The sequence below is a fragment of the Sphingomonas sp. CROZ-RG-20F-R02-07 genome, from assembly GCF_022662335.1.
Classification (GTDB): Bacteria; Pseudomonadota; Alphaproteobacteria; order Sphingomonadales; family Sphingomonadaceae; genus Sphingomonas.
The window spans coordinates 62042-77027 of sequence record NZ_JAKNQJ010000012.1; the positions used below are offsets into that span (position 1 = coordinate 62042).

Consider the following 14986-nt stretch of genomic DNA (forward strand, 5'->3'; position numbering starts at 1 on the left):
GCCGTGCTGAGCTTGCTCCCTCGGTGTACCGATCGACTTCGTGATCACGGCCCAGCAGGCGCACGCCTACAAGCCGAACCACCGACTGTTCTACCACGCCTACTCGACCATGGGTGTCGATCCAGGGGAGACGCTGCACGTCGGCATGGGGCAGATGACCGACCTGCAGCTATGCCACGAGCTCGGCGTCCGAGTGGTCTGGATCAACCGCTTGGACGAACAGATGGATCCGCGCTGGAGCCCGATCGGCATCCTGCCAAACCTATCCGGGCTGCCCGACCTGATTGAGGCGGAGCTTCCTCCCGCATGACGTAGACGACGCCGGAAGAGCATTCGCCCTCGCGAACTTGGCCGCCAAGGGCCTGCGCCTGTTTGAACCTGGTCATCGCCGCGATCGTCTACTGAAACTCGACCTATATCGCCGACGCGGTCTGCCACCTCCGCGCCTCGGGCGCATTTGTCGATTCCGAGCTGCTCCCCCATAGATCACCGGTCGGGTGGGAGCATATTGCGCTCTCCGGCGACTTTCTGTGCGATCGCGCTGCCGAACGGACGCGCCGAAAGCCGCTCAACATCGCCGGGGACGGCCGAGCTACCTGACCGTTCGCTGGGCGTCCTCCCTTAGCGTTGTTTAGCGTGGGTTCAGCGCATCGCCCTCTAATCGGCTGCCATTGCTTAAAGGAGTGTTAGCGGGTCGACCTTATGCAGGACGACTTCGAATGGCTGCACGAGTGGGATGATGAGAAGCGACCAGGCACCAAGCGCCAGCGATCTGCGATTAATGGAGGAATTGCCGACGGGTCTCGCGCTGTACGACGAGGACGGCGCGCTCGTCGAGGTCAATCCCGCCTTCCTGGCGACCGCTGGCTTGGCCGAGGATCAGGCCCGGACAACCAACTTTTTCTGCTTGTTCGGCGATAAACCCTCAGCCTTCCGAGAGCCAACGGCTACCGCGGTACAGCGCGGCGACCGGCATCTAACCGTGTCAACCAGGAACGTCTCCGGCTGGGGCTGGCTATGCCAGCTGAATGATGTGACGAGCTGGGTCGACGCTCAAGCAATGGCGCGCGAGGTGGCGACGCACGATAGCCTGACCGGCCTGCCCAATCGATCCGCGCTGCTACCAAAGGTAGAGCGTGCCGTCACCGACGCGTCGCAGCCCACCGCGCTGCTGATGATCGACCTCGATCGCTTCAAGACGGTGAACGACACGCTCGGCCACCCAATTGGCGATGCGCTTCTGTCCAAGGTGGCGGACCGGTTGAAGGCGTCGCTGCGTGCGACCGACACTGTGGCGCGGCTGGGCGGAGACGAGTTCGCGGTTCTCCAGGTCGGTGCGGAACAGCCGGGCGGGGCAGAGACGCTGGCCAAGCGACTGGTCGAGGTACTCAGTCGTCCGTACGTGATTGAGGGCCATATGATAGACGTCGGCGCCAGCATTGGGGTTGCGATCGCCTCTGCATCGACCGCAAGCGATGGATTGTTCAAGCAGGCGGACATCGCGCTGTACCGCGCTAAGGAAGGCGGCCGCGGCCGTTATACCTTCTTCGAGCAGCATATGGATGAGGCGATGCAGGCGCGCCGAGCACTGGAACAGGATATGCGCCGCGCGCTCGCATTTCGGCAGTTCGAGCTGCATTACCAGCCGCAGATGGACATCGCGTCGCGCGCCGTGACGGGCATGGAGGCGCTCCTGCGCTGGCGTCATCCCACGCGGGGCATGGTAGTGCCGAACGACTTCATTCCGTTGGCAGAGGAGACAGGCCTGATCGTGCCGCTCGGCGAATGGGTCGTCCGTCAGGCATGTGAGGACGCGGCGAGCTGGCCTGAGGATGTGATGATCGCGGTCAACGTCTCTGCCAAACAGCTGGCCAGCGGAAAGCTCGTGCGTGCCGTAGAGGACGCGCTTGTGCGTGCCGGCATCGCGGCGTCGCGCCTGGAGATCGAGATTACCGAAAGCGTACTGATGAGCGATGTTTCAGGGTGCGTCGAGACACTGCATCGGCTCCGGGACCTCGGCACGCGCGTGTCAATGGATGATTTCGGCACCGGATATTCGTCGCTGAGCTATCTCAGCTCATTCCCTTTCGATAAGATCAAGATTGACCAGAGTTTCGTTCGCGGAGACGATGTCGCCAAGAACGAGGCCATCGTCCGTGCGATCGCGGCGATCGGCAAGCATCTGGGCATGTCGACGATCGCCGAGGGGGTTGAGACCGAGGCCCAAATGGGCATGATGGCCCTCAGCGGGTGCGGCTCAGTGCAAGGGTTTCTGATCAGCCGACCGGTGCCCGCCGGCGAGGTTGCGGCCCTGTTCAAAGCCCTACGTGCTCCGCAGGAACCGATCGTGCCGGCCTCCGAAATGCCTGCCGCTGCCGAGGCCACGGCCGCGGCGCAGGAAACAAATCTCTATCGGCTGGTCTACTACAGCAGGAACACCATTTTCGGACTGGACGAGGAGGTGACATCCTCGGTCGATGCCATCCTCGCAGCGTCGCAGCGCAACAATGCCGAGGTCGGTGTGACCGGCGCTCTGATGTTCACGGACGGCTTCTTCGCCCAAGTCTTGGAAGGAGCAATGGACGCCGTCGAACAGGTCTTCGAACGCATTCAGCTCGATTATCGGCATGCTGAGGTGCGGCTGCTGTCCTTCGAACCTGTCGAGGCGCGGGTCTTCCCCAATTGGGCAATGGCCTTTGTTGGCAATGACGAAGCCAAACAGCAAAAGTTCGGCCATTATGCCGCATCAAGCGGCTTTGACTTCACAGCTGTGAACGCAGACGAGATGGTCGCTCATCTCCACCGGTTTCTCATTGTCGAGGAAGGGTCAACCTTGAAGATCGCTGCATGACCCTGGCTCCGCGTCGATGAACACGACCAAGGTTCCTGCCGCGACGGTAGATGGGTTCAGAACATTAACAGGGCCGGCCGCACCACGGCCGGCCCTAACACTCAAGCGCCTTCGGCTTCAGCATTCACCGTCTGGCTGAGTTGATTCATGTAATCGTCGCCCTGGTAGATTTCCTTTGTGGCGGCCTTGAGCTTCTCCGCATCTTCGGTCTTCCCGAGCGCCTCAGCGTAAGCCGCTGCCGTGCCGAACCCGGCGATGCCATAGTGGGTCATCCGCTGATATTGCGCGACGATGAGCGTATCGAGGAGTGGCCCCTTCTTGGGAGCCTCCTCAATGCAGTGCTTGGTGGCCTCGGCCACCAAGCCTTCCATGCCCTTGCAATGCTCCTTGCTGGTCTTCTCGCCGGCAGCCGCGATCAGCTCCTTCAGAACATCGGTGTGCTTGGCGATGCCCTCTTGGGACTGCTGAAGCATTTCCTTCAGCTTGGCATTTTTGGCCTTTGGGGTGAGCTTCTTGAGGACGCGGCTCATCTGGTCGTTCGCCGACCAGAGGTCCTTCAGCTCATCGGTATAAATCTCGTCAAAATCTTCGGGGGCAGGCATGGTGTTCTCCCTGTAGGATCATCGACACCGCACAGGTCATCGACGTGATGGCAACCGGACGGCGGACCGAATGTTCCCGCGCCTCCTTAGCTCGCATCCCCGTCCGACCGTGCGAGCTCAATCCTTCCGAGCGTTTCCAGGGGGTCCAAGACCTGGCCCATCTCGTCGGCCTCGGCATCGACGCGAGACACCAGCAGGGGATTGTCGCGCCGCTGTTCCTCGAGGAGCGCGATGATCTTGGTTGTCTTACGCTCGCTCAGCATCGCAATTTGAAGAGTCAGCTGCGCGCGCTTCTCGGCAAGCGCCTCGTCGTGACGCTGGGTGGTGAGGATCAGCAGCGCGACGATGAGTGCACCCACCGTCGCGAAGAACGCCAGATCGGGGAACGGGAACCGTCTAGCGCCCGCACGCCGATCCGGCTGGCGATGTAGTTCCCGATCATCCACACGATGATCAAGAGGAGGATCGTCGCCACGAAGGTCGGTTTGCCCAGGGCGCCAGTCACCCGGTTCGCCACCCGCTGCATGGGCGACGCGTCGCGATCGTGCGCCTCATGCATCTGGACGAGCCGCTGCACCGTTTCCTCGACATGATCGCTGGTGGGTGAATCGGCCATTGCGACGCTCATCTACTCGAACCGGATCAAGCCTAACCCTGGAATATCGCTGGCGTACCCGGCTTCACCATCAACGACAGGCGCGCAGCATCCCAGTTGGTCATGCGGATGCAACCGTGGCTCTGCGTGCGCCCGATATTCTGAGGTTCGGGGGTGCCGTGGATTCCGTAGTGCGCCTTGGAGAGATCAAGCCATACGACCCCCACCGGGCCGTTCGGGCCAGGCTGGAGCGTCGCCTTCTTCTCCCCCTTCTTGGCGTCCCAGAACAGCTTGGGATTGAAGTGAAACTCCGGATTGTAGGAAGCCCCGACCACCTTCCAATGCCCGATCGGCAGCGGGTCGTGCTGGCTGCCCGTCGTCACCGGAAACTGCGCGAGCAGCTTGTTGTCGGCGTCGAAAACGGACAGGCTCTTATGCGATTTCGAGACAACGAGGTGATCGGCCTTCGGCTGCCCCGAAGCGACATTAAGCCCGAGCAGCGTCTGCTTATAGCCATCGGGGAGGGCAGCCGGATAGTCATGCGCGGCGACCGCGACGTTCGGGACCTTGATCTTGGCGCCCGCGATCAGCTTCGTATCGGGTGAGTTCAGCGCGATCAGCGTCGCCGTCGTGGTATGGTATCGCTCCGCCAGCATCTCCAGGATGTTGGCATAGCCTAGCGATGGCAGCTTCGCCTGATCGTCCTCGCGCTTTGGCAGCGGCCCCACATAGGGGCCGGCGACGTCAGCCGGGGTAAGGGTCACCTCCAGCTCCGGCGGCGGTCCGGCGAGTTTGGCGAGTGCCGCGGCAGTGGCAGGATCGAGCGTGCCGGTGGTTGGAAGGTCGCGGGTTTGCTGGAAGCCTGAAAGCGCCAGTTTAAGCGTGAAGCCTTGCTTCCCGTCAATCACGCCGGGCGAAAAGCCGAGACGGTCGAGGATCACCTGCGACTGCATGATCTTCGCGTCGGCCATCTGAGCAGACGCTTGCGGAGCGGCTTTCGCCGAAGCGGCTGCGGCGGCGGGGGGATTGGCAGAGGCCGGGGCAGCCGGTGCCTTCTGAGGCTCCGGCGCGGGTTGCGCTTGCGCAGAACCCATACCCACCGTGGAGGCAAGCAGCAGAATGGAAGGTCGATTATAGCGGCGCATAGACAGTCCTTGGGTTCAACGCTTGGATTTATGATTAAGGGACGACGATGGCGGCGCTGCTGGTGGCTGCCTCCCACTCACCCAGGCGAGCAGCCCGCCCGCTGCCAACAGCGCCAGTCCCGCGGGCGCTCGCTCGCGTCGCTTGAGCAGGGCCAAGCCGCCCGTCGTCAGGAGGCTGGGTATAACGCCGACGCGATCGAGGCCGGCCAGGCCACCCGCTCGCTGCGCTGCTCGAGACGTCAAGAAATCCTTGGTCGGGCTTGACCGCGCGTCAGCGGTAACCGCGTGATCCGACACGGCCTCGGCGCGCGGGGTGGGCGCTGGCGGTTCAGCTCCTACGACCGTATTGGCGGAACGCGCGCCGCGCGATCCCAGCGGTTGCTCGGCGCCCGTGGTGGTATCGCGGGCAGTCTGATGCTCCAGCTCGGAGTTCAGCTCCGCGCCCAGCAGCAGCACATAAGAAGAGAGATAGAGCCACGTCAGCATGACGACCACCGCGCCGAGCGATCCGTAGGTGGCGTTGTAATTGCCGAAACTCGCGACGTAGATACCAAAGCCGATGGTGAGCGCGAGCCATGCCACGGCCGCGAACAGCGATCCGGGGGTCAGCCACACCCATTTGGCCGTCCGGCGGTTCGGGGCATAGCGATAGAGCGTCGCCGCACCCGCTGCCCCGCCAAGTGCAACCAAAAGGTAGGACAGGATCTTGCCAGCCACGAGGACGAAGCCTGGCGCGCCGGGAAACAGCGTTTCAAGGTGGCCCAGAGCGGCGATCGCTATCAACGCGATAATTGCGACCACCACGCCCGCAGCCGTGATCGCCAACGCGAGCAGATTGAGGCGGATGAAGCTCCGGGTTTCTTTTTCCTCATAGGCGATGTTGAGCGCGGTGACGATCGAGGAGGCGCCGTTGCGAGCGCCGAAGAGTGCCAGCGCCAGCGCCAGCAACAGCCCGAACCCCTTCTTGGTGCCCGACGTCTTGACGACGTTCATCATCTGCTCGCCGATCAGCTTGGCGGCGTCGGCCGGCATCACCGAGGTCAGGTTCTGCATGTTTCGCATGACCGAGGACGGCTCGGCGATCAGACCGTAGCTGAGCACGATCGCACCGAGCAGCGGCACGAGCGCGAGGAACCCGTAGAACGATACGCCGGCGGCCACGAGGCCGGCATTATCCTCGCCGGCCTCCTTCCACGTGCGGGTCAGGATATCCTTCCACCCAGCGGCAGGTATAGCAAAGGGCGATATGGCGCCGCGACCGCGCGATTTTTCATCAGGATTGGGGGCATGCGCTATGGCCATTGGTTCACCTTGCTCGATGCAGCCGCCTATTCATCGCCCAGGCAATGGTAGCGGGTGGCGGCTACCCGGCTGACCCAACGCCGCGACCCACGCCGTCCAGATCGTCAGGATAAGCACGATCACACTCAGCAGAAGTAGGCCAGGTTTGGTGCGGTCCACATCGTCCTTCGGGCCAAGACCGTGACGAGCGAGGCCAGCCATTGCCAGCCTCGCCGCTGTCAGTTGGTGCCACCCGATGGAGCGTTGCCGTCACCGCCGCCGAAGTGCGTCTGCGCACTTTGCTTGCCGGCATCGACCACCTCAGAGGCGACCTGCTTGACGGAATCGGCGAGCGTTCCGCTCTTCAGATCCGCGACCACGTCTCCGATCGGCTTGTCCGTCGTCAGCCCATGTGCCTGTGCGCTGTCCTTGACCGCGCCAAGCGCCTCGTTGGCGACGCGTCCGCCACGGTCGACCACGTCCTGCGCCAGATCGCGTCCAGCGGAGCGCAGCCGGTCGGCCGTGGCGCCAAGGGCGTGCTGTTCTTCGTCACTGGTCGGGATCAGCGAGCCGGCGACGATGCCGACGATGGCGGCGACGGCGCCGAGCGCGAAGGGGTTGCCGGTGACCGAGGCGAGCGCCTCACGCGTCGATTGTGCCATAGTGCCTACTCCTTGTTGAACCGCTGCGCCGCCGCGCTGCGCGCGGTCACCGATATTGCCTGCAGTGTCGCTCGCCTGGGCCGTCAGATCATGCGCAGTCTCGCGGACGCTCTGCGCTGCGGACGCGATTGCGTCCTTGATCTTCTGTCCATAGCTCTGCGCGGTGTCGGACGCGTCGCGTGCTACACCCAGCACCTTGCCCCGGGCCTCATCCAGACGCGAAGCGTGTGCATCGGGATGTTCGTCGTGGGCACGCACCACGCCCGCCTCGGCATCACGAAGACGGACGATATAATCTGGCTCGCGAGCGGGCCGCGATGATCGCACCGGCGATGCGGGCCTGCTGCTCGATGCCATGAGCCAGGCGATCCCGACGCCCGCCAGTGCGGCCGGCAGCGGATTGGCCTTGAGCTTGGCGACCAATCCATGCGTGAAATCGGCGCCACCACCGCCCTGGAAATAGGCGAAGGCATCGTTCAGCATCTGCTTGGGGGTCAGGTGATCCTGGAGCTCGTCGAGCCGGTGGTCCATGCGCGCACGCGTCGTGGCCAATTCGTGCTCGATTGCGGCGGTTTCGGTCAACTCGACCATTACAAATGCTCCTTCATGATCCGCGCATCCTTGCTGAGGTTGGCAGCGGTGCGGTCTGGCGTGATGTTCTTAAGCGACAGCTTGGCGAGACCGCCCCGGGCGATCAGACCGCCCACGAGCACGATCACGGCGCCGACGATCAGCAACGACGCCCAGGTCGGTATCCACCTGGCCAGAATGGCGGCACCGCCCTCGAGCAGGACGACCAGCCCTGCGAACGCCACCAAGGCACCGCCGACGAGCGAGATCGCGCCAGCGATCAGCCCGTGGAGCTTCTGGTCGAACTCGGCGCGCGCCAGCTTCAGCTCGCCCTTGACGAGGTCCTGGACGTCGCCGGCAAGCCCGCCCGCGATCTCCCCGAGACTATGCGTCGTGCGCGGCTCAACCCTGTCCATGACCGACCTCCGGGAGCGTCGGCAGATCGTCCCGCGACACATCGGCAGCGACGATCTTGCCGAAGCGGGCGAGCGCAAACCCAGCGGCAAAAGAGGCGCCGATGAACACCGCAGGCTGCTGGCGAGCGAATGTGCGCACCTGTCCGAAAAGCGCGGTCACGTCATTTTCGCGAAGCGACGTGGCGAGCGTCGACAGCTCGGCCGCGCCACGCTCGATGGCGCCGGCGATCCAATCCTGCTGGCCGCTAAATTGCTTACCCGATTTGTGGACGGCATCGGCAAGCCCGTCGAGCTGGTCGGCGAAACCAGCCTTCTGACCTTCGACCGCGCCGACCGCCTTGTCCTTCACCTGGTCCACCAGCGTCGACGCCTTGTCGGCCGCCTGTCCAGCGACCGCTTTCGCCTGGTCTGTGACGCCGGTGGTGCTGGAGGTTGTTCCAGATGGCGAGCCTTGCGGCGTAGACGTCGGAAAGCTTGTCGGACGGTCGGTAGGGTCTTGCATCATCATCTCCTCAAATGTGGTCAGCCTGATCGGCCGTCATTTGCCGCGGATGGCGTCCGCCCGGTTGTCGAGTGCTTTGCCGGTCGACGTGGCCTGCGCACGGACCGCGGCGGCCTGACGCTCGAGCGCATCCGCCTGACTATCTGCCGACGCGCGCACGGTTTTCGCCTGATCCTTGAGCGCCTCCGCACGGGCATCGATCGCGCGCGCTTGGGCATGCTCGGCTCGGTCCTCAAGCTTGCCGAGCCGCTGCTGCGGCCCCTCGCGAAATAGCCCTGGCTTTATGCCTGCGGCTTCGTCCGCTTGCTTGCCGGCCTTTTCATGCGATCCGTCACAACCAGTGAGGACGGCAACCCCCAGCACAGCCGCAAGAGCCGCAGAACGGATCGCGCCTCGTCCGATCGTTTCGAGATGTTCGCTTCGCATCGCCGATGCTCGTTATGAAAGAGCCCGCGCGGAGCTAACCGCGCAGGCTCTGATTGCGTTAGAGACGCTTGTCGGTGCGACCAAGCTTGTCGGCGTCGCGATCGATTTCGACGTCGGTGCGGCGCACCGTATCCTCGATCTCCTCGACATGCTCTTCCGCGGTCTTGGAAACGACGACCTCTTCGACGACGCGGGCGGTCTTGCCGACGACCGCTTCTTCACCGGTCGCGGTCATGTCGATCGTGCGCTCACGGAACGCATCGCCTTCGGCGGCCGAAAGCGGCTGGTTAACCGCGCGACGCTCGACATGGACCTGCTCGTTGCGCAGACGGATTTGCTCATGAACCGGCGTCTCGGTCACATAGGACCGAACGCGCACGCCGCCACGGTCGACGTCCCGCTTGCCGACAACGAGCTGTTCCTCGATGATCGGAACGACTTCCTCGCGCTCTGCGCCGACGCCGCGGCTGCGGTCGGTCTCGAGCGTCTTTTCGCCACCAAGCGCGCCCAAGCCGGCAGCGCCGGCGCCAGCTGCCGGATAGTCCCAGCCGGACGAACGCCACTCGCTCGACCGATCATCGATATCGACGCTGTTGGCGTCCTCGAGCACCTTGACCGCTTCGTCGACACGGGCGTCTTCGACATCGGCGGTCAGCAGTACGCCGCCGCGGCGAACGCCTTCCTCATAGGTATGGCGATCTTCGTCGGGGAGGAAGGCATGCTTGATCGAGTCCCACATGCCGCGCTCCTGGTGCGTCGAATAGCCGGACGCATTGTAGCCGGGGCTGGTCTTGTCGTGGATGTGGATATGGTCGACATCGACCCGGGCAGCCTTCAGCCGCTCCTTGGCGGCCTCGGCATCGGCGCGATTGTCAAACAAGGCAGTGATGGTGCTGGACATGATCTTCTCCTGAGTAAAAGTCGGAAATGATAGGGTTGCTGCTTACCTCGCCGTTACGACGAGTTCGGTACGGCGATTCTCGAAACGACCACCCGCCGTCGCATTGGTGTCGACGGGATCGGTCGCGCCGCCTGAGGCGGTGTCGATGCGGCCGGCATCGATGCCTTTGCCGACAAGCGCCGTCTTGACGCTCTCGGCGCGCGCCTTGCCCAGCGCCATGTTGGCCGCATCGCTGCCGCGCGAGTCCGCATAGCCGGCGATCCGGATATGGGCGGTCGGATACTGCTTCAAGGTTGCCGCCACCTGGTCGACTTCCGCCGCATCGGCCGCACGAATGTCGCTTTTGGCGGTGTCGAAGTTGGGCTTCTCGAACGTGAAGGTGCGCGGTGTCGCCTCGGCCCCGCCAAGATAGGCGCCGAGACCGGAGGTGCCGACTAGGGCCGCCGATTTCGCCGCATTCGGGGTTTGCGCGACCACTTTGCTCGGAGCAGGCGCGGGCGCAACGCCAACCGTGTCTTCCTTATGGCACCGGCTCAGGCCGAGGATAAGCGCGAGCAAGCCGAGCGCCAATGCTATCCACGCCAGCGCCTTCAGCCAAGCCGGTTGAGCGTTCTTCTGAATATGAACATGACTTGGTGCGCCCGGCTTATGATCGTTCGGTCCTGGCATTAATCGTCCCTCCTGTTTTAGACTTGGTCGCCGTCGCGCTCGACGACGGCGCGCATCTTGCGAAGTGTGGTCGGAACTTGAACGTCCTCGATACGCGCCACTCGGCGGACGACGACTTCCTCGACGACGAATAGCCGCGTCTCCACGATGGCTCGCTCTTCAATGATCGGAATGATCAGCAGTTCGCCCTCATAATAGGGGGCTGGCGCGGCGGACACCTCGCGCTCGACCACGCGGCGCTCGATCTGGATGTCCTCACGCGCGAGCTGCGCGGCCACGTCGTGCGTGCCCTCTTCGACGACGGTGCGAACCCGGACATGGCCGCTCTCGACTATCCGCTTGGACACGGTCGCCACTTCTTCAATTATGGGGACCGTGGTCTTTTGGTCGTCAGCTTCCGTCACGTGGCCTCCGAAATGCTCTTCATCGAACGATGAGGGATCGGTACACGCGGCAAGCCAGCGATCACGCAAGCCAGTGTATTCTAGGATGCAAAACCGGGGAACGTGCGGTTAGTTCCAGGGGTTTAGCTTCAGATTGAGACATTTCCGCATTTGCAGGCGTGCTCTTGTCCTGAGCGCCTCGCGGGTGTTTACCTACCATGCAATAGGAGGATGGTCCGACCATGCAGGAAGGCAGGCCGCTCGCTTATTGGCCCGTCGGTAACGGCTTGCTCGACCGGGTGCCGGAGACCGAGCAACAGGCGCTCATGTTGTTTTGCACTGAGATCGACCTCCGCCAAAGCGAGGTCCTCTACGAACCCGATGACGCCTTGACGCACGTCTATTTTCCCCTCTCTGGTATGATCTCGCTGGTCGCGGTCATGCATGACGGACGGGCTGTCGAAACGATGACGATTGGCCGAGAAGGCGTGGTGGCGACGTCGGCTAGCGGCTATGTCGATCCGGCCTTTAGCCGCTTCCTGGTCCAGGTCCCCGGCAGCGCGATCCGGGTAAGCGCTCAAGGGTTCGAAGATATGGTGGATGCGAGCGTCGGCCTCTGCTCTGCGGTGTCCCGCTACCGAGAGGTACTGCTGCGAACCACGCTCCAGATCGTCGCCTGCAACGCGATCCACTCGGTTCGCCAGCGTTGTGCCCGCTGGATCTTGACGACGCATGATCGCAGTGGCTCGGATCTGCTGCCGCTTACCCAGGCGTCGCTGGCCGAGATGCTGGGAGTCAAGCGCAACGCCGTAAGCATCGTGCTGCGCGAGCTACGCCGGCTGGGCATGATCGAGAACCGGCGCAGCCAGCTTGCGGTCGTCGACCGAGCAGCCCTTAACCCGGTTGCGTGCGAATGCTATGGCCTGGTCTGCCGCGAGCAAGGTCGCCTCCTCACCGACGGTCCTAGCCCGGAGTGCAACGACTAGCGGCGGTACTGCAGGCGCGGTAGGGGCCATCGACTCACCTTGTGGAGAAGACCGGCACGTGGAGCTCGAGAAACTGGCTGGCGAGATCGGCGTAATGCAACGCATTGCCGAGCAGATTGACGATCCTGAGAAAGCTCATTTCGCCCTGCAGATCACCCGCCATTGCCGCTGGGCGTTGGACAGTCTCGCGGAGGTACCCGGCATGATCGACGATCAGATCGCTTGGTGGCCAGCGCAGTTCGCTCGGGATCGGCGCGACTGAGTCGGAGCGAGCACCCGCGAGCTGTTCAGCTGAGCTGTTCGCTGATGGTATGCCGCCCGACCGGCGCCGCTCAACTCCCCTCGCCAATGTCGCTGCACCACCAGGGCAGGCTTTTGGCGTCGTCACGAGGACCGGTAGAAGGCCCAAAAACGTACGCTAAGCCCTGCGGTCGGCCAGGTTGATGCGGAGCGGCCTGAACCGCTCGCGGGCTTGTCCACCTCGCTCCAGAAATAGTCGCCGGTAAGCCCCACATGCTCCCAGCCGAGCGGGGCGACGTGGGCGAGCAGATCGTTGAGAACGTCGACGCCAATCGAGCGGAGATGCTGGACCGCGCGGTCGAGGTAGAAGGTGTTTCAGAGCGTCACCGCGGCCGTTGCCAGCGTCAGCCCGGACGCGCGGTGCCGCTGGTTCTCGAACGTGCGGTCGCGCAGCTCGCCCAGTCGGTTGAAGAAAATGGCGCGCGCGAGCGCGTTGCGGGCCTCGCCCTTGTTGAGGATGAAACCGGTGCGGCGTCGCTGCTCGGGATTGTCGAATCAGTCGAGCATGAACAAGGTGCGCTCGACCCGCCCGATCTCGCGCAGCGCGCGGGCGACCGGGTTCTGGCGCGGATAACTCACCAGCTTGCGGAGCATGGTCGACGCACTCACCGTACCCGCCCGGATCGAGGCGACCAGCCGCAATAAACTGAGCTATTATATCGGTCACGAGAGGGTGATTGCTGATCCGCACATTCGGGGATTGGCGCCCTGGCGGGACGCGCTGTTCGATGGTTGTTCTACGAGATCGAAGAACGACGAAAGGGTTCGTGAACCTAGCCGCGTGCTCTTGTCTTGTCACATTTGTGACGCATGACGTCGGTAAGCGTGCGCGAAAGCTTGTCGACCGAATAGGGCTTCTGCAACAGTTCGAAACCGTGGCTGCCCTCCTCGGCGAGGACCTGACTATAGCCGCTTGCCAGCACCACCGGGAGCTCCGGGTTTGTTTCCCGCAAGCGCAGCGCCATCTCAACGCCGTTCATGCCGGGCATGACCACATCGGAGAACACGGCGTCAAACCGGTCAGGGTGCGACTGAACGAGGTCGAGTGCCTCCTGTGCGCTTGCGGCCCAAGTCGTCGAATAGCCCAGATCATTGAGCATCTGGGTCGCAAACTCGCCAACATGGCTATTGTCCTCAACCACGAGCACGCAGCCTTCGCCACGCGGCGCATCCGGCTCTTTCGAGGCTTGCTTTGGTGTGGTCGCAACCTGATGATGCGAGCGCGGCAGGTAGAGGAGGAAGCTTGCCCCTTGTTCGAGCACGCCATCGGCGATGATGTCGCCGCCAGACTGTTTGGCGAAGCCAATGACCTGGCTGAGCCCCAGCCCGGTTCCTTGTCCCACGCTCTTGGTGGTGAAGAAGGGCTCGAACACGCGGTCCAGCAGCGCCGGGGGGATGCCGGGTCCGGTGTCGCGAACCTCGATTGCGACAAACTCGCCGGATGAGGCCGCATGGCCGCGACGGGCGGGGATGGTGTCGACGTTGCGAATTGAAAACGACAACCGGCCACTGCCTTCCATCGCGTCGCGGGCGTTCACCGCCAGGTTAAGCAGCGCCGTGTCGAACTGGGCGGGGTCGGCCATGATCGGCCATGCGTCGTCCGCGATTTCCATGTCGATCTCGACCTTGGGTCCGACCGCGGTTCTGACCATGTCGGTCAACCCCGGCATCCGGTCGGCAACCGCAAGCACCTGCGGCTTCAGCGGTTGCCGCCTGGCGAAGGCAAGCAACTGCCCGGTGAGCGCGCTGGCGCGATCCGCCGTCTCGGAAATCGCCTCGATATACCGCTCGCGACGCTCTTCCGTAACGCCGGGGCGCCGCAGCAGGTCGACGCTGCCGCGGATGATCGTAAGAAGATTGTTGAAGTCGTGCGCCACACCGCCGGTAAGCTGTCCAACCGCCTCCATCTTCTGTGCCTGACGCAGGGTCTCTTCGGCCTGCTGTCGCTCGACGATCTCCCGCCGAAGCTGCTCGTTCGCGGCGGTGAGGTCGGCAGTGCGAGCGTTGACGGCATGCTCCAGGTTGAGCGCAAGCTGCTCCAGCGCCTGCTCGCCGCGTTTGCGCTCGGTGATGTCGGAGGTGACGCCGGTGAGTGCGGTCGGCGTCCGGTCGTCGGCATAATGCGCCTGCGCACGGGCATGGACCCAATGGCAGGTTCCGTCTGGCCATGTCACGCGGTACTCGGCGTCATAGGCTTCGCCACTATCTAGAGCATGCCGGATGGCCTCCCGGACCCGATCCCGGTCCTCCTCGTCGACCGCCGCTAGCCACTCCCCATAGCTCAGCTCCGCATCGCGCGATTTGCCGAAATGGGCCTTGGTGATCGGGCAAGAGGTGAGCCGCATGGTCCCGACGTCCAACCGCCAATTGCCAAGCTTGCCCACCGCCATCGCCGTTTCGAGCTGGCGCTGATTATCCTTTAACGACTGCTCCGCCTGATGCTGAGGCGTCCGGTCACGAAGGATCTTGATATAGCCGATATGCTCGTCGCTATCGTCGGCATCGAAGCGCATCATGAGGCCCGACGCCCAGAAGCGCGTGCCGCCTTTACGGCGGTGCCAGCGCTCGTCCTCCGCGCGCCCGCTGCGCGCCGCCTTCATCATCTCCTGGTCGCAAACATTCAGCGCCTGATCTTCCTCCGTGAAAAAGAGACAGGCACTCTCCCCGACGATCTCGGCTTCGCGCCAACCTAAGAGC

General features: G+C 63.5%; 17 protein-coding genes and 2 pseudogenes. 5 read left to right on the forward strand and 14 right to left on the reverse strand.

The annotated features are described in order from the left end of the window. The first annotated feature begins 40 nt into the window (after positions 1-40). From L8H00_RS15310 to L8H00_RS15320, 3 genes and pseudogenes are all read left to right on the forward strand, one after another. A complete protein-coding gene (locus L8H00_RS15310; RefSeq protein ID WP_242098172.1) occupies positions 41-310 on the forward strand; it encodes an HAD family hydrolase in 270 nt (89 codons plus the stop codon). Between the two features lie 56 nt (positions 311-366). Further along, positions 367-600 (forward strand): annotated as a pseudogene (locus L8H00_RS15315) (Tn3 family transposase); the annotation flags it as partial. Between the two features lie 139 nt (positions 601-739). After that, positions 740-2851, forward strand: a complete 2112-nt coding sequence (locus tag L8H00_RS15320) for an EAL domain-containing protein (RefSeq protein WP_242098173.1) — start codon at positions 740-742, stop codon at positions 2849-2851. Positions 2852-2952: 101 nt separating this feature from the next. On the opposite strand, the gene L8H00_RS15325 is transcribed toward L8H00_RS15320, so the two are convergent. The 12 genes from L8H00_RS15325 to L8H00_RS15380 all read right to left on the reverse strand — a co-directional run bounded on the left by L8H00_RS15325 (position 2953) and on the right by L8H00_RS15380 (position 11093). Then, a complete protein-coding gene (locus tag L8H00_RS15325; protein ID WP_242098174.1) occupies positions 2953-3453 on the reverse strand; it encodes a ferritin-like domain-containing protein in 501 nt (166 codons plus the stop codon). A gap of 86 nt (positions 3454-3539) precedes the next feature. Then, positions 3540-3812 (reverse strand): hypothetical protein, encoded by a 273-nt coding sequence (locus L8H00_RS15330; RefSeq protein ID WP_242098175.1) that lies wholly within the window; start codon positions 3810-3812, stop codon positions 3540-3542. Further along, positions 3785-4069, reverse strand: coding sequence for a hypothetical protein (locus L8H00_RS15335; RefSeq protein ID WP_242098176.1), 285 nt, complete (start codon positions 4067-4069; stop codon positions 3785-3787). Before L8H00_RS15335 ends, L8H00_RS15330 begins: the two co-directional genes overlap by 28 nt. A gap of 32 nt (positions 4070-4101) precedes the next feature. After that, positions 4102-5019, reverse strand: a complete 918-nt coding sequence (locus L8H00_RS15340) for a L,D-transpeptidase family protein (RefSeq protein WP_242098191.1) — start codon at positions 5017-5019, stop codon at positions 4102-4104. A gap of 189 nt (positions 5020-5208) precedes the next feature. Beyond that, positions 5209-6495: a YihY/virulence factor BrkB family protein gene (locus L8H00_RS15345; RefSeq protein ID WP_242098177.1), complete on the reverse strand. Its 1287-nt coding sequence runs from the start codon at positions 6493-6495 to the stop codon at positions 5209-5211. 218 nt (positions 6496-6713) lie between these two features. Continuing rightward, positions 6714-7727 carry a DUF3618 domain-containing protein gene (locus tag L8H00_RS15350; RefSeq protein WP_242098178.1) on the reverse strand — a complete coding sequence of 338 codons (1014 nt, stop codon included), beginning with the start codon at positions 7725-7727 and terminating at the stop codon, positions 6714-6716. Continuing rightward, positions 7727-8122, reverse strand: a complete 396-nt coding sequence (locus tag L8H00_RS15355) for a phage holin family protein (protein ID WP_242098179.1) — start codon at positions 8120-8122, stop codon at positions 7727-7729. Before L8H00_RS15355 ends, L8H00_RS15350 begins: the two co-directional genes overlap by 1 nt. Then, a complete protein-coding gene (locus L8H00_RS15360) occupies positions 8109-8624 on the reverse strand; it encodes a hypothetical protein (protein ID WP_242098180.1) in 516 nt (171 codons plus the stop codon). Before L8H00_RS15360 ends, L8H00_RS15355 begins: the two co-directional genes overlap by 14 nt. 36 nt (positions 8625-8660) lie before the next feature. Further along, positions 8661-9050, reverse strand: a complete 390-nt coding sequence (locus tag L8H00_RS15365) for a hypothetical protein (RefSeq protein ID WP_242098181.1) — start codon at positions 9048-9050, stop codon at positions 8661-8663. 58 nt (positions 9051-9108) lie between these two features. Further along, a complete protein-coding gene (locus tag L8H00_RS15370) occupies positions 9109-9951 on the reverse strand; it encodes a DUF2382 domain-containing protein (RefSeq protein ID WP_242098182.1) in 843 nt (280 codons plus the stop codon). 42 nt (positions 9952-9993) lie between these two features. Continuing rightward, a complete protein-coding gene (locus tag L8H00_RS15375; protein WP_242098183.1) occupies positions 9994-10620 on the reverse strand; it encodes an OmpA family protein in 627 nt (208 codons plus the stop codon). A gap of 17 nt (positions 10621-10637) precedes the next feature. After that, complete coding sequence (locus L8H00_RS15380) at positions 10638-11093, reverse strand: DUF2382 domain-containing protein (protein WP_242098184.1); 456 nt, start codon at positions 11091-11093, stop codon at positions 10638-10640. A gap of 152 nt (positions 11094-11245) precedes the next feature. Here L8H00_RS15380 and L8H00_RS15385 point away from each other — a divergent pair, with 152 nt between their 5' ends. Together L8H00_RS15385 and L8H00_RS15390 are read left to right on the forward strand one after the other, a co-directional pair. Next, positions 11246-11989, forward strand: coding sequence for a Crp/Fnr family transcriptional regulator (locus L8H00_RS15385; RefSeq protein WP_242098185.1), 744 nt, complete (start codon positions 11246-11248; stop codon positions 11987-11989). Positions 11990-12047: 58 nt separating this feature from the next. Further along, entirely contained in the window at positions 12048-12251 is a 204-nt protein-coding gene (locus L8H00_RS15390) for a hypothetical protein (protein WP_242098186.1), read from the forward strand. Positions 12252-12407: 156 nt separating this feature from the next. On the opposite strand, the pseudogene L8H00_RS15395 reads toward L8H00_RS15390, so the two are convergent. Next, positions 12408-12934 (reverse strand): annotated as a pseudogene (locus L8H00_RS15395) (Tn3 family transposase); the annotation flags it as partial. Positions 12935-13062: 128 nt separating this feature from the next. Next, positions 13063-14986: PAS domain-containing hybrid sensor histidine kinase/response regulator (locus L8H00_RS15400; protein WP_242098187.1), on the reverse strand; the 1924-nt coding region annotated here is incomplete at its 5' end.

Excerpts from the sequence above, each read along its gene's own strand:
- L8H00_RS15320 (WP_242098173.1), top strand. The coding sequence starts at position 740 with ATGAGAAGCGACCAGGCACCAAGCGCCAGCGATCTGCGATTAATGGAG.
- L8H00_RS15325 (WP_242098174.1), bottom strand. The coding sequence starts at position 3,453 with ATGCCTGCCCCCGAAGATTTTGACGAGATTTATACCGATGAGCTGAAG.
- L8H00_RS15335 (WP_242098176.1), bottom strand. The coding sequence starts at position 4,069 with ATGGCCGATTCACCCACCAGCGATCATGTCGAGGAAACGGTGCAGCGG.
- L8H00_RS15340 (WP_242098191.1), bottom strand. The coding sequence starts at position 5,019 with ATGGCCGACGCGAAGATCATGCAGTCGCAGGTGATCCTCGACCGTCTC.
- L8H00_RS15345 (WP_242098177.1), bottom strand. The coding sequence starts at position 6,495 with ATGGCCATAGCGCATGCCCCCAATCCTGATGAAAAATCGCGCGGTCGC.
- L8H00_RS15350 (WP_242098178.1), bottom strand. The coding sequence starts at position 7,727 with ATGGTCGAGTTGACCGAAACCGCCGCAATCGAGCACGAATTGGCCACG.
- L8H00_RS15355 (WP_242098179.1), bottom strand. The coding sequence starts at position 8,122 with ATGGACAGGGTTGAGCCGCGCACGACGCATAGTCTCGGGGAGATCGCG.
- L8H00_RS15360 (WP_242098180.1), bottom strand. The coding sequence starts at position 8,624 with ATGCAAGACCCTACCGACCGTCCGACAAGCTTTCCGACGTCTACGCCG.
- L8H00_RS15365 (WP_242098181.1), bottom strand. The coding sequence starts at position 9,050 with ATGCGAAGCGAACATCTCGAAACGATCGGACGAGGCGCGATCCGTTCT.
- L8H00_RS15370 (WP_242098182.1), bottom strand. The coding sequence starts at position 9,951 with ATGTCCAGCACCATCACTGCCTTGTTTGACAATCGCGCCGATGCCGAG.
- L8H00_RS15375 (WP_242098183.1), bottom strand. The coding sequence starts at position 10,620 with ATGCCAGGACCGAACGATCATAAGCCGGGCGCACCAAGTCATGTTCAT.
- L8H00_RS15385 (WP_242098185.1), top strand. The coding sequence starts at position 11,246 with ATGCAGGAAGGCAGGCCGCTCGCTTATTGGCCCGTCGGTAACGGCTTG.